Genomic DNA, 12,893 nt, shown 5'->3' on the forward strand with positions numbered 1-12,893 from the left:
CTCTAATGCTCGAGGTCCGCGTCCGCGCGCTCTAGAGGCAACCGCCCTTCGGCAACGGCCCGGGCTGCCTCCAGCGTGGCCTGGACCTCGGCATCACTGAGCTTCGCATCAAACGCCTGCTCCCCCTGTTGTTCGTAAGCATCCAGCATTTCGAGCAGTCGGCTCTCCACCCGGTCCTCCAGGTCAGTCATCTCCTCATCGGTGAGGCCTGCCTTGGGGATATCGTGCACCGGGTCGATCGCCGCCCGCTCCGTCATGGTACGTAGCTCCGCGCCAATCAGCGACGCCAGTCCGTCGGCGAACGAGGTGACGCCTCTGGCAATGCTGCGCGTGACGACCCGGTAAAGCTGCGCGAGCTTGGCCTGGCCCAGAACCGCATGGACATCCACCACGGCCTGCTGCATGCGCTCTAGGAGGGGCGCCCGTTGCGCCAGGGCCTCCTCCAAGCCGGCAGCTAGGTCCGCCACGGCCGCCTCTTCCCGCTCGGCGTCGATCGACTCTCGGAGCGTGGATTTGTCGTGGCCCGCTGCTTCGCGGGTTTCCTGGTTGCGCCGAACCTGCCGCAGACTGTCGGCCGCCCCCTCCACCTCGCGCTGAACCTCGGCGAGCATGTCAGTCGCGAGCTCTTTCATCTCGGCCCGCGAGAAGTTCCGAATGACGTTCTCCCAGGCCTCCTCGATAGCAACCGGCTGCCGTGGGCCAATTGGGCGTCGGCGCCCGACCTCCGCCATCTCGGCAGCCATGCTGCCGACGATGTAACTGCTGACCCGGTGCCGGCTCGCCCCGCTGTAGAGCTTGAATGCCTGCAGGCCACTCGAGCCACCGGGCATAGCCAGGATATGCTCGTGGGAAGTCATGCCCTGCGAGCTGTCGATGGTCATGCAATAGGCGTAGGAGAGATTGACGCGCCCGGTTTTCCGATCGGTCAACCGATCCCAGCGGACAAATGCCCTGGTTCCTGATTCTGTCTCGAGGGTCAGACCGCCGGCCTCAATGCCCCGAACCGTGACCACAGAGGCGTTGTCGCCGATGTGCACGTCGCGGCGGCGGCCCTTGCCGTCAGTGATGAGGCCGCGTGTGACCTGGAAAAGGCGCAGCCGGTCCCCAACCCCAATATCGAGGGTGTAGAGATTGCCGGATTTGTCGGTGGCCGCCCTCTCGATACCCTCGCGCCCAACCTGCCCCTCTGCCTGCAGCAGAGACCGCACCTCGCGGCTAATTGCCAGTGCGTCGGCATTCGTCGGCGCGGCGATGGTGACCGCATATTCCGGATCGTCGTGGTTCGCGTTCCACCGCTCCAACCAGAGAGCCGCCACACGGCGAACGCAGTCGTTGTAGCCGCCGGGAACGAGGACAGCGTTGCCATCCTCGCGCTTCATCGTGATTGCCTGGCGGGTGCCGGCCTCGGTGGCCGTCTCAAAGTAGCCGGTAATCTCCCGCTCGCGCTCCGTCCTCTGGCGGATCGTGATCGTCGCGTTCGGGATCGCCTCCTCCCCAAACGCCCGGCGCAGCAGTTCGATAACCGGCCCGGCCTCGATGCTCTGGCACTGGCGCTCCCCGCCCGTCATCACCAACGAGAAGCCGATCCGGTCGCGCAGGCGCAGGAGCGTCAGCAGCTGCCGCGTGCCTACCTGACTCAGTTCGTCCACCACCACGACGCTCTTGGCCGTAAGCTTGGTGTCCCCTTTCTCCAGACCATCCACGAATGGCTGCAGAGCGCGGGTCTTGAAGCGGTTGATACCGGCTTCACTCAGCCCGCGAGCCTGCTTCCAAGCATTCGCCGTCCCCCAGACGTCGCGGCCCTGAGCGTGCCAAGCCTTGACCAGCGGTGGCAAAATTCCCTTGGTTTTGCCAGCGCCGCCGACGCCGAGGAACAGTTGCGCCTCGCCGCCAGCAGCAACGCGCCGCGCAACTTCCTCCTGCTTTCGTCCGGCTTCGGACGAATAATCGATCCGGTACTCCCGGGCAGTCTCGGCCAACGTCTCGTTAAGCAGGTCCTCCGGGATGGCGCGCCGCTTATCCGCCGCGGCCGCCTGGGCAAGGCGAATAACCTCCGCCTCTTGGTCCCGGTGCAGCTCGGTCGTTACCTTGGCCCGCCCAAAATCCAATTCCCTCCAGAGCAGTCTCGTCATCTCGCCGGCCTGGCGCACGCCTCGCGTCACGAGACCGCGGGCGAGAACCCCAACGTCCTCCACTGCCTCGGCGCCAGCCGCGATCAACGCGCGGGCACAAGCCAAACGAACCTCCGCGCCTGTGACCACGGCCCGCTTCATCAGGTCCTGCTCGAGCAGCTGCAGCCCGACCTCATAGGCGTGGTCAAACCGCTCATCACGGCTCCGCTCCGGCGCCGGCGGCCCGTAGGCAACCGCGCTTTCGTGCCGCCACCATTTCCCCTCTCGGATCAACTTCTCGCTCTGGGCGTCCCATGCCACCCAGGATGCAAGGTCATCGCCCTTCCCTCGCCGCCCGGCTTGCGCCCGGCTTTTGAGCAGAGCCACCTGCCGATCCGCGTCCAGCGTATCCCAGTCGAAGCCCTCAGCCGCCGCCATCTCGCGGGCAGCCTCCTCTGCCTTCGCCGTGCGCTTGCTGAACTCCTCGCAAACAGCCTCGGGAATGCAGGGCAGCCGCACCGTGTTCGTGCGCTCGTCGAGCTCCACGTCGATGCCGAGCTTCCGTAGCTCGGCGCCGAGAATCATCTGGTAGATCCCGCCGAACTCGTGAACACGCCCGTCGAGCAGGTCACGATTCATCGCGATGAGCCGGCCGCTCTCGGTCGCGATTAGATTGGGGACGATACAGTGCGAGTGGAGCTGGGGATCGCCCGGCATAAGACCGTTCGGGGCTACGTCGTACAGTTCGGTGTCGACCACCCCGGTTGTGGGATCAGGGCGCGTGATGGCTACGGTTGGGCGGCTGGTGAAATGGTCCACCCGGATCCATGCCATCTTGGCAGGCTCAATGCCCCCCTGGCGGTGTCCATCCCCGAAGCCGGCGCAGGCGATTTCCTTTTCCATGTAGCGCAGAGCCGCATCCGCAGCCGCTCGATGCGCCTGGACAATGCTATTCCGCTCGGCCGGCGTTTTTGCCTTGTACCAGGCGACACTGACTGATTTCGGGGCCGAGAACGTGAAATCCGCGTAGCTAATCCGCTGCCGCGGCTTCTCACCTTCCTTGGCTTCGTAGGCCCGCGGCTTGCGGTTAGCCCCCGGTAGGTCCTCGCCGTCGGCGGCCTGGCCGCGCAGGACATGCGCCAACTCCTCATTATTGAGGATCTGATCGCCTGCAATTTTGAGCGCCTCGGCAAGCCGCGGGTCGATATCGACACGGACCACCGGGAGCGAATTCATCCCAGCATCAACGGCCGCCTGGGCACGAGCCTGCCGCTCCCGGCCGCCGCTATAATACTCGGACAGCGTGAGGTCGGCGGCCGGCAATGTCTTCTGGTTGAGGTGCGCAGCCATGGCCAACGCCGCAGCGACGCCCCCGGCGACTCCCGTCCGATACGTCATCATGGAAGTAGCGCCACCAACTGGCGCTCGGGTGTCACGGCCGTTCCCAAGGGCGGATGGCAGGGCTAGTCAGCATTGCCGCCCCCTCCCCTCCGCCGGACAGGGTCGGCGCTGCCGTTCGGCTGGCGCAGGTCCTCCGCGGCAAAGCCTTGCCCCAACAGCAATTCGGGCAGCCGCTCGATACCCTGGACGGCCCGGTCCAAACTCTTGCCCTGCTTCTGCAGCTCCGCGGTAAGTGCGGCGATGGCTACGCCGAGATCCGCGCCCTTCTTGGGCTTCTCTCCGTTCGCGGCCTGGGTGATCTGGTCGACGGCTTCGCGCAGACTGCGGAACGCGTCAGTCATGCCAGATAGTGCCTGGATGACCTGGCGCTGCACCTCGTCGGACTGATCCAGCCGCCTCAGGAGGGCCGCATGATGCTCCTCCGCCCGCGTCTGCCCGGCGAGCAGCTCGGTCAGGGCCCCCATCACTGCTGCATCAGCCATGGTGGCGCGTCCGCGGCAGGTTCGGAATCAGACAGTGGATATGGAGCTGTGGATCGCCCGGCCGCTCGGCGGACTGGCTCGGCGCGACCATCGGAGTGGGCAGGCCCCGCCGGCAGTTCAGGAATCGCTGCCGCAGGACGGTAGCCACAGCCGCGCAGTGTGCCTCGACAACGCCCTTCCGGACGTCTCCTCGCGCATTCGTCGTCATGAAATGGCCCTCCCCTCTGGTCGGCTTCCTGATGCCTTCAGGCATCACTTGGTCTGTAAGACCTCATTCCACTTACTCCCGCTCTCCCACTTGGCCTAATCACGGCCTAGTGTTGGCCTTATCTTGAGACAATGATGGGACAGGTAATGCCCCCTCTGCTACGGTCCTGACCCAGGAGGCGGTTGTGCCCGATCCGATCTGCCTGAGACTGACGGTCTTAGGTTGAGACAAGGACGGGACAACACATGCGGACACGAGGGATGGACCTGGATGCGGTCATTGCTGGAATGGAGCCGCCGACAGCGCCTCCCAGGGAGAAGCGACACTCCCCTGTCTACGAGGCTCTGTGGGAGCACCGCGCCCATCTGGCGCCACACCTCGATTTTCCACGCCAACCAAACTGGCCGGAGATCGCCGCCAAGCTTGCCGCCAGAGGACTGACCAACAGCCTCGGCGCGGCGCCTACCCCTGAGGTCGTTCGCAAGACCTGGTGGAAGGTGGGCAGAGACCAAGAAAGGCTGGCTCAGGGGGTGAAACGCACCCGCCGCAGTCCAGCCGCCAAAGAATCTGCGGATGTGCCCCCTCCCCCGGCGTCGAAGCCGGTTCGAGCGGCCCTCCCCGCAGCTCCCCCGGCAGACGGAGGCGATGATGGCTTCCGATTTGCCGGCGGCCCGAAACGTTGGAAGGACCCCGACCGAACATGACCGAGACGACAAAGAAGGCCGCCAGTGCCGGTGCGGGCAGCCCGGCGCTCACCCTCCCGGAGGGCAAGCCGCTGCTCTCCCTTGCCCAGATGTTTGGGGAGGAGATGGATGCGGAGGAGGCGCCCGCGCGGGTGGCCATGCCGCCCCTCCTTGCTGCGGTGAAGCGCGCGGCACGATCACTTCCGATCCCGGCCCTGCAGGGCCTCACCCCGTTCCTCGTGCTGCGCGGCCGCGGAGGCAGCGGCAAAACTACCTTCGCGCGCTGGTACGCGAGTGAGCTGTTCGAGCGCGAGGTCGCGCGCTTCGTGCTCGCCGCGATGGACCCGGGCGTTCGGCTGTTGGCCGAGTTCGCCGAAGCCGTAATGCAGCCGCCGTCCACGGACCCGCGCGAGACAGTGGCGTGGCTGCGAACGTTCCTTGAGCAGGTGCGCAAGCACCGTGCGGCAGGCCTGCTGGACACTGGCGGGGGCGACACCTCGTATTCCAGCCTGATCCGCTCCTGGCCCACGATCGTCAGGGACCTCGAGGAGAGCGGCATCGGCCTGGGAGCGATCTATTTCCTCAGTCCCTCCCCCGACGATCCCTCCATGATCGGCGCTGATGCCGATGCCGGGTTCGCCCCGCGTGCCACGGCCCTGGTGTGCAACCTCGCCCTCGCCGACAGCCCCCGTGCTTACGACACGGTCCGTGCGCACGCCGACTACAAGGCTGCGCTCGCGCGAGGGGCGGTGGAGATCATCCTCCCTGCGCTGGAGCCTCGCGCGCTGGCGAACCGCATCGAAGCTCGTCGATTCCATTTTTTCCAGGCGCGCGACGGTATCGTGCCCGAGGGGTCGCGCCATGCCCCGATTGCGGCCGGCATGGAGCGGACGCTGGTCCGCGAGTGGCTGGAAGCAATGGACGTGGAAATGCGTCCCATCGCCGAGGCGGGGTGGCTGCCCTGGAGCACCGCTGGGAGTGCCCAGGGGTGAGCCCCCGGCCTTGGGGCCAGCGGCTCCGTCGAGCCGTCTGGATGGCCCTGGCTGTGGTTGGCGCCTTCGTAGCGGCACTGGTAGCCACGGGCCTCTGCGCGTTCTGCCTGGCCCTGGCCTTCGGACCGGATGATCCCCGCCCAGAGTGGTGGGGCGGGGTCGCCTTCTACGTGGTGTTTTTTGGCCTGGTCGGCTGGGGCGTCGTCCGCAACGGGCAGCGTGCCCGGCAGGCGGGAGGGGCGGTATGAGATCTGATCCGCCGTTCGACCCGGAGACGGGAGAGATCCTGGATGCGCCGCCCGTCGTGGAGGCCCAGGGCACAAGACCGGTCCAGCCTCCCGCTCCGAGCCTCCCTCCGACCATCGAGGCCGCCCCCCTCAAACCCGGAGCCGAGGCGCCAGAGGACGCCGCCGCGCCGGACGCCAGTGCGGGCGAAGCGGGACCGGCCAGCAAGCAACCGGCGGAAAAGGCGGGGAAGGCCCGCGTGCCCCGCGCCCGGCCGCCGGCGAATGCCGACGAGCTGGGGGAGGCAGTGAAGGAGGCGCAGGCCCAGCTCGCTGAGGCAGGCAGCACGGGAGCGTTCGCCCGCGACCCCTACCGGCTCGCACTCGCCGGCCTGTCCGCGACAATCGGTGTTCTCCCCCGGTTCGCGCGGCGCGTGGAAGGCTCGTTCAGCGGGGTGGTTGGAGAGCTAACAGAACTGGTTCGCGCGATGCGCCACCCCCTAACGGAGGCGGAGCGCGCGATCCTCACACGGGAGGTCGTGTCGACCATCGACCGGGCCGCCAAGGAGAGCCTCGGCAGCGCTTCGCTAGCTCTGCCGAGGGCCATTGATCGGCGCAGCCTGGCGCTGGTGGCGGCAACGCTATCGGTGTCCCTCGCAGTTGTCGGCGGGAGCGCCTTCTTCGCCGGCCGCTGGTCTGCGACGGGGGAAGCTCGGGCGTGGGTAGCCTCTCAGCGGGCCGACATCTCTCTCGGCGCCGAAACGCTGGCCAGTCTGCCGGTCGCGGAGGCGCAGGCTTGGTCACAGCTCATCAAGGCCAACCCGGCGATCCGCGAGGCCCTGAGCAAGGCCCGAGATCGCGGTAGCGACCCCGCAGGCCGCCCTTACGGGGCCGTGCCACTCTGGCTCGCACTGGCGCGAACCCCGCCCATCGGCCGATAGGAGCCCGGCTCACGAGAGCCGGGCGCTTGCCATCAAACTCAGTCTCTAGATTACAGGTACCTTCTAGATAGATGTCTTCTATAATCTATCTAGAGGCAAGTCTTTCGACGATCTGATCCAGTGTTTCTCCTGGCTTGGCCAGAGCTAGCAGCCGGCGCCGCGCTGCGACGGCCTCCTCCAGAATCTCGACAATCAGCAGATTGGAAGCGGCCGCATCAGCTCTGAGGTCGACGGCGAACCGCTCCGTGACACGCGTGCCCAACTGCACCGTCCGACCCGACTTGCGTAGCGTGCGGCCGTCCACGATGACCCGAGGTTCTGCCGCGGGCGGCGCTTCCACGGGAGGTGACGACTGGCTGGGCGGCGCCGAATCCACCGTGGGCTGCGCGGCGGCCGGCTGCTCAGTTTGGCGCGGAGCCCCCTCCCCCGCCAACTCCGGCATGCCCTCCCTGGGAGGAGCGCCGAGCCCTCGGCGCGTAAGGCCCCTCAGTTTTGCCGCATCAACAGCCATCAGACCGCCTCCCCACCTTCCGCCGCTGTCATCGCGGCGTCGATCACCGATTGGATCACTCCTTCCGCCGCCTTCCGCAGGGACTCGTACCTGACTTCCGTGATGGCGAGCCCCCCGTTACGCGCGGCTCGGAAAGCTGGGCGCTCGGGAACATATCCCGCAGCAACTAGATAGCCAGCATCTTCTAGATAGCTTCTAGCTGCGTCTGCCTCAGCGTCTGTCCCGATGCGGGACAAAGCAAAAAGGAGGCGCCCAGCCGGCACTCCCTTTTCGACCAATCCGTTGGCGACGCGCACAGCTGGCCGGAGATCATCTAGGCCGGCTCCCGTTGGCAGAACCACTAGATTGGCGGCTCGGGCGATGGCCAACGTTTCCACGTCCGCTCTGGCCGGTCCGTCCAACACCAGCAGATCGAGGTCGGGGACTTTGTCCGCGTCGGTAATAGCGGCAGCGGCGCTGCGGTAGACCTGCGTCCCAACAGATGGCTCGAGGCCGGCGGCTTCACGATCGGCGTGCCAGTCGGCGGTGGACCGCTGGGAAGCGTCCAGGTCCCCGATCCGGACTGAGAGGCCAGCCCGCGCTGCTTCAACGGCCAAGGCGCGAGAGAGAGTGGATTTGCTGACCCCTCCCTTCTGGCTCACGAGCGCGATGATGGCTGGCACAGGCGAGCTCCGATCCGAAAGATAGACAGCATATAGATGACCAAAAGATAGATGTAAACTAGCATCTAGATATATTCTGCGGTGAAAATCTCCGCAGCTGCTTGAGCATCAATGCGCTAAGTTGAAGTTGCGGCGGAGGGGTAGGGGGAGGACTACTACCTCCTGTGCTCCATCAAAGAGGTTTGTCGCTATGCCAGACGAACAGTCCCGAACACTCCGTCAGGAAGACTCCCCCTTACGGCGCTTGGTTGTGGAGAAGTGGGACATTCCGGAGCGCGGTGGCCCAATGAGGCCAGTGATGCCCCGTGGTTGGGTTGAAGCGAGTGATGGATTGTGGCTTTCGCCCGACGGCGAGATGGTGCAGCCCATAACTCCCATGGAAGCTCCGTGAGGATCGCCAAGCTGAAACCGCTCAATGGCCTCACCATCCTCCGGGCAGAGCGGATCGTAGCGGCCTCCCAGGTCCTTCGCGTTACCAGCTGGATGTCTGCACTGGGATTCGTCATCAGCCTGATCGTGTCGCCTGTGGATCGCGGGTATGCCGCCGCGGTTCTGGTGTTTTGGTTGGTCTCAGGCGGGCTGAGCGTCCTGATACCGGCCATCTTTGCTTCGTCAAAGTCTCCGCTTGGTCGAGCTGTCAAAGTCGAACTGAGGCGAGTGCGCGCCTAGGTCACTTCCACAAAAGTCACGCCATAGCGGCAGGATGGCGAGTTCGCTGGCGGCGCTTGCCTCACAGCCAAAGGGCTACTGGAGCGGGCCGGTAGTGAAGCCTTCCGCTAAACTTGGCGAAGTGTATCGAGCCTGTTGTTTCATGCTAAACCGAACCGGTTCTACGGAGCTGTTTGATGGTCTTGGGATGGATCGCAGAGAAAGTCTCAACTGCGGTGAAGGTCCGGCAGGTCAGTAAGGACCCATTGGTCATACTCGGCCGACACGTGATTGACGCCACCTGGTCTAAGGCAGACCTGCAGTCGTTCAGCCCGGTAACCATCGAAACGCATCGCAACGGCATGATGGGGCGAGTGCTTCAGATGGCCGCTGCACCTGATCGTCGGATGGCGAACAGGGAGGCTCTCGTTGAAGCTGTGTTGGGAATGGCACGCTTTCAGGTGCTAGTGCTGCCACCTCCTCCCGAAGAAGACCCATCAGGTCTGCGAGGGCAACCTGGGATCACTGGCCAGCTGAAGGCCCGCGTTGCTGAGATTGCGCCACTCGACAAAGAACTTCGAGAACTCTTCCATGCAGTCGGGTCATTCGAAGAGCTTGCGCCTACCGATATCTGGGACGGCATACTTCTAAGATACCGCATTATGTGGGCCTGGGCTGATCTTCATCACAGCCTACGGCAAGCCCTCGACGACACTAATCCGGCAGCAGGCCGGGACTGGTACCGCCCCTTCGTCGCCGCGCAGTGCGCTGTCGAGGAAGAGCGCTTTCGGATGATGCTTGGGATGCCTTCGGCTTTCGGAGGAAGCGACCACGACATCACATCACTAGCCTATGGCACCTTCTACCTACGCGTACTCGATGGTTCGCGTTATCCCGACCTGGCCTGGGACGAATCCGTTGGGAGCGTTTTGCGGAAGGGTTCAGACTGAGATGTCTATGACGGATGAGCGCCAAGTGCCCCCCGATCTCGGCGCCAACAAAGCTTTGACCATCGGCCAAGCCTTCGCCGGGATGAGTGTGGCGGCGGCAATCGCTGCCTTGGTCTACTGGCTTTGGTACGAAGACATGGCGAATTGGGGAGCCGTCGTTTTCTGGACCATCGCAGCCGCGGCCGTTGTAGGTCCCTGGCTGAATACCAGCCAAGCGTACATGGATTGGGCCGCTTCGGAGCGGCGCAAAACGAGTGCGGCAAAACTCGAGAAGAAGGCTGCCGCTAGTGAGGAGAAGAGGCGCCTCGCCGATGTCGACGCTCATGTAAAGCGCGTACGGGAGTTGGTGCTGAACAAACTTCCTGAACTGAGGCGCGCGCGGTCGGCGGCTGTCGGAAAGTGGGGCGAGTTGGACTTGGCGAAGTGGGAGGCAGAAAAGTCCGATTTTTCACGGGCCATTCTCATGCCAGCTCTGGGGGCAGCCTACTTTCGTATTGTCGAACGAGTGCCCGTGTTGATCGATGAAGCGATGGCGACCCCTGAGTTTGGGGATCCGCTCACCATGACTGGCATTGACTACGAAGAGTTCTGCGCTGCCGCTCTCCGGGACGCTGGTTGGCTGGTGACCGGGACCAAGGTCACTGGTGATCAGGGGGTCGATCTGGTCGCCACGCTGGGAGCTTGGCGTGTGGCCATACAGTGCAAGAGGTACTCGGGCTCTGTTCCAAACTCGGCAGTTCAGGAGGTAGAGGCTGGGGCAGCCTTCTATGGAGCGAACGCAAAGGTTGTTGTCAGTACTGGTGCATACACCGCAGCTGCTCGCTCGCTCGCCAGTGCAACGGGAACACTGTTGCTGAATTACGAGCAGTTGCCCACGCTGGAGATGCTGCTGGTTGAAGCGAAGGGTGCTCCATGAGAGGTGTCGTGTAGTTCTGCTGCCCCAGCGTTTTCCCTTCGCGCACCACGGTCCGGGTGCTGACCTGAACCGTACCAACGCCCGGTGGGGCGCTTGTCCCCACACGAGCGGGGCTCATCCTCGTGGCGGGAGCGTGAGCATTACGACACAGACGCCGACGGTCTAGCACCACACTCTGAGCATCGGAGGCGAGAAATCACCTGGTAGAGGTATGTGCCGGCCGGGATGCCTTGCTGGATCAGCGCCTCAACAGGAATGAACACGGTTCGGCCGCAGCCGCAAACAGCCCGGATTGAGTGACGTCGGCGGTACCAGAGCGGGTCAACCGGCTTTGGCCTGCCGTAATTTGCCGCCATGCGTGGCTCCCCCGGCCCGCTTCGTAGAACAAAAGCCGAACGATTCGCCACGTGTGGAGCAATTGTAGAGCGGAGATGCCCATTGGCCATGGGGTGAAACAATGCTTGTCCGCTCGGGCCGGACTAGCTAAATTACGCATTCTACAGAGATTACGGAGGATACCACTGCCATGGTCACTGTAACAGGTGAGCGCCTGCAGCGGGCTAGTGGTGAGGTGCGTGCCGAAGCCCGCCGGGCGCCGGTCGAGATTACCTATCACGGCCGGGCCGAACTGGTGATGATGTCCGTCGAGGACTACGCCCTGCTGCGTACCAATCGACGGCTGTCCCTTCAGCGGCAGGACATGCCTATGGCCAAGATCGAGCGAATCGCGGCCAACAAGATGTCGGCCGAGCATGCGGATCTCGATGCTCTGATGGACGACTAGCCTTTGCCGCTGCCAAAACTCGAACTGGGTCTGGTCGTGCAGTATGGCTTCGTTTGGGCTGGGGCTAACCGGCGGCCTCCGCCGGATGCCGACAAATCCCGGCCGTGCCTAGTCGTCGACGTGCAAGAGGTGGCCGAGCCATCGCCCGCAAACCGCGTCGTGCAGCGCGTGACCTATCTGCCGATCTCACACGTGGCGCCCGGCGCCGGCGAGACGGCTATCGCGATCCCGCCACGCGTCGCCCAGCATTTAGGCCTGACGTACCAGACGTCCTATCTCTACACCTCATACGCGGTTGAGGATGACTGGCCGTTTGATCTGGAGACGGTGCCTGGAGGAGCCGCCGGAACGTTCGACTACGGGCTGGTGCCCCCCAAGCTGTTCGCGGCCGTCGCCAAGGATTTTGCCGACTATCTGGACGCACACCCGCGCACCATCCACCGGCGCTCCGGCTAAACCTAGGGCATGTTGCGGACTGTGCTTTCCGAGCATGCCAATTCAAATGGCTTGGTATCGTTTCGTTACTTGCTCAGAGCGCTGAAATCTACAATAAAAGGGGTGTTGACGCCGAATAGGCGTTTTCAACACTCACCCTCTGCGGGTGCGGATTTTAACGTTTTGGCGCTTGATTAAGCGGCACGACATGGAACCCAGTCTCTACAGAGGCTGGGTTTTTTGTGTTCAGACGTTCGGGGTGAAGCATCGATGCTGGCTGAGTGGCAGGATAGGCTGGTGCGGCTGGCGGGTTGATCCGGCAGCCCCGGGAGAGCTCGCTCCAGGCGCCCACAGCGCGTTCAAGCGCGAAGCAAGGTACCGAACCATGAGAACAGTACTCGCTGGTTTGCTGCTTGCCAGTGGCGTTGCTGTTGCAGCAGCAACACCCAATGCCGCCCCAATCTTTCAGATCTGCGTTCAGCGTGTTCGGACGCCCGTCGGAGAGATCGACTTTCGCGACGCTTTCGCTCGTGGTCCTATCCGCATACCTGCAGGCGTCGTCTTCGATTGGACCGGCCATGTCTTCGGTTCAGCCGCGGATCCGCGCGATTTAAGCCATAGCACCCCTGGCGGCCTCGGATGGACTGGCGTGGACGAGGCTGAGAACCAGCGTCGATCCAGGGTCCTTTCAAGTGACATGCGACGGAGCCAACGGCCCAGTTCTGCCCTCGTCACGCTAGGTGAGGTGCGACTCACGAGGACAGCACCGTGCGCTGACGTGCCTGTTGCCGCTGCCCGATCGGATGAGTGGGGCTGGAAAGAGGCGCCGGTTTTTGGCGCCTCGGACATCTTCTACAATGCTTATGGCGTAATCAGGGGCAGGGCATTGTCACGTTGTTTGGGGACCGAGCAAGTTTGACCGCGAGGCGGAGTTTGCGTGACCTT

General features: G+C 64.1%; 11 protein-coding genes. 7 read left to right on the forward strand and 4 right to left on the reverse strand.

Annotation, left to right across the window (positions count from 1 at the left end; translation table 11 throughout):
- Nucleotides 1-2: 2 nt before the first annotated feature.
- Together mobF and ACFFIC_RS26900 are read right to left on the reverse strand one after the other, a co-directional pair.
- Nucleotides 3-3,461, reverse strand: coding sequence for a MobF family relaxase (mobF, locus tag ACFFIC_RS26895; protein WP_377056252.1), 3,459 nt, complete (start codon nucleotides 3,459-3,461; stop codon nucleotides 3-5).
- A 113-nt stretch (nucleotides 3,462-3,574) separates the two neighbouring features.
- Complete coding sequence (locus tag ACFFIC_RS26900) at nucleotides 3,575-3,994, reverse strand: hypothetical protein (protein ID WP_377056254.1); 420 nt, start codon at nucleotides 3,992-3,994, stop codon at nucleotides 3,575-3,577.
- A gap of 908 nt (nucleotides 3,995-4,902) precedes the next feature.
- On the opposite strand from ACFFIC_RS26900, the gene ACFFIC_RS26905 reads away from it, so the two are divergent.
- Nucleotides 4,903-5,877 (forward strand): P-loop NTPase family protein, encoded by a 975-nt coding sequence (locus tag ACFFIC_RS26905; protein ID WP_377056255.1) that lies wholly within the window; start codon nucleotides 4,903-4,905, stop codon nucleotides 5,875-5,877.
- 244 nt (nucleotides 5,878-6,121) lie between these two features.
- Nucleotides 6,122-7,042, forward strand: a complete 921-nt coding sequence (locus ACFFIC_RS26910) for a hypothetical protein (RefSeq protein WP_377056257.1) — start codon at nucleotides 6,122-6,124, stop codon at nucleotides 7,040-7,042.
- An 85-nt stretch (nucleotides 7,043-7,127) separates the two neighbouring features.
- On the opposite strand, the gene ACFFIC_RS26915 is transcribed toward ACFFIC_RS26910, so the two are convergent.
- Nucleotides 7,128-7,346: a hypothetical protein gene (locus tag ACFFIC_RS26915; RefSeq protein WP_377056259.1), complete on the reverse strand. Its 219-nt coding sequence runs from the start codon at nucleotides 7,344-7,346 to the stop codon at nucleotides 7,128-7,130.
- Between the two features lie 206 nt (nucleotides 7,347-7,552).
- Nucleotides 7,553-8,215 (reverse strand): nucleotide-binding protein, encoded by a 663-nt coding sequence (locus ACFFIC_RS26920; protein WP_377056261.1) that lies wholly within the window; start codon nucleotides 8,213-8,215, stop codon nucleotides 7,553-7,555.
- A gap of 387 nt (nucleotides 8,216-8,602) precedes the next feature.
- Here ACFFIC_RS26920 and ACFFIC_RS26925 point away from each other — a divergent pair, with 387 nt between their 5' ends.
- From ACFFIC_RS26925 to ACFFIC_RS26945, 5 genes are all read left to right on the forward strand, one after another.
- Nucleotides 8,603-8,884 carry a hypothetical protein gene (locus ACFFIC_RS26925; protein ID WP_377056263.1) on the forward strand — a complete coding sequence of 94 codons (282 nt, stop codon included), beginning with the start codon at nucleotides 8,603-8,605 and terminating at the stop codon, nucleotides 8,882-8,884.
- A gap of 176 nt (nucleotides 8,885-9,060) precedes the next feature.
- Entirely contained in the window at nucleotides 9,061-9,813 is a 753-nt protein-coding gene (locus tag ACFFIC_RS26930; protein WP_377056265.1) for a hypothetical protein, read from the forward strand.
- 7 nt (nucleotides 9,814-9,820) lie between these two features.
- Nucleotides 9,821-10,729, forward strand: a complete 909-nt coding sequence (locus tag ACFFIC_RS26935; RefSeq protein ID WP_377056267.1) for a restriction endonuclease — start codon at nucleotides 9,821-9,823, stop codon at nucleotides 10,727-10,729.
- A 526-nt stretch (nucleotides 10,730-11,255) separates the two neighbouring features.
- Nucleotides 11,256-11,513, forward strand: coding sequence for a type II toxin-antitoxin system prevent-host-death family antitoxin (locus ACFFIC_RS26940; RefSeq protein WP_377056269.1), 258 nt, complete (start codon nucleotides 11,256-11,258; stop codon nucleotides 11,511-11,513).
- 3 nt (nucleotides 11,514-11,516) lie between these two features.
- Nucleotides 11,517-11,969 (forward strand): hypothetical protein, encoded by a 453-nt coding sequence (locus ACFFIC_RS26945; RefSeq protein ID WP_377056271.1) that lies wholly within the window; start codon nucleotides 11,517-11,519, stop codon nucleotides 11,967-11,969.
- Nucleotides 11,970-12,893 lie beyond the last annotated feature (924 nt).

This window comes from Muricoccus vinaceus (genome assembly GCF_042433125.1).
Taxonomy (GTDB): domain Bacteria; phylum Pseudomonadota; class Alphaproteobacteria; order Acetobacterales; family Acetobacteraceae; genus Roseomonas; species Roseomonas vinacea.

Coding starts and splice junctions, on each gene's coding strand:
- mobF (WP_377056252.1), bottom strand. CDS start 3,461: ATGGCTGCGCACCTCAACCAGAAGACATTGCCGGCCGCCGACCTCACG.
- ACFFIC_RS26900 (WP_377056254.1), bottom strand. CDS start 3,994: ATGGCTGATGCAGCAGTGATGGGGGCCCTGACCGAGCTGCTCGCCGGG.
- ACFFIC_RS26905 (WP_377056255.1), top strand. CDS start 4,903: ATGACCGAGACGACAAAGAAGGCCGCCAGTGCCGGTGCGGGCAGCCCG.
- ACFFIC_RS26910 (WP_377056257.1), top strand. CDS start 6,122: ATGAGATCTGATCCGCCGTTCGACCCGGAGACGGGAGAGATCCTGGAT.
- ACFFIC_RS26930 (WP_377056265.1), top strand. CDS start 9,061: ATGGTCTTGGGATGGATCGCAGAGAAAGTCTCAACTGCGGTGAAGGTC.
- ACFFIC_RS26935 (WP_377056267.1), top strand. CDS start 9,821: ATGACGGATGAGCGCCAAGTGCCCCCCGATCTCGGCGCCAACAAAGCT.
- ACFFIC_RS26940 (WP_377056269.1), top strand. CDS start 11,256: ATGGTCACTGTAACAGGTGAGCGCCTGCAGCGGGCTAGTGGTGAGGTG.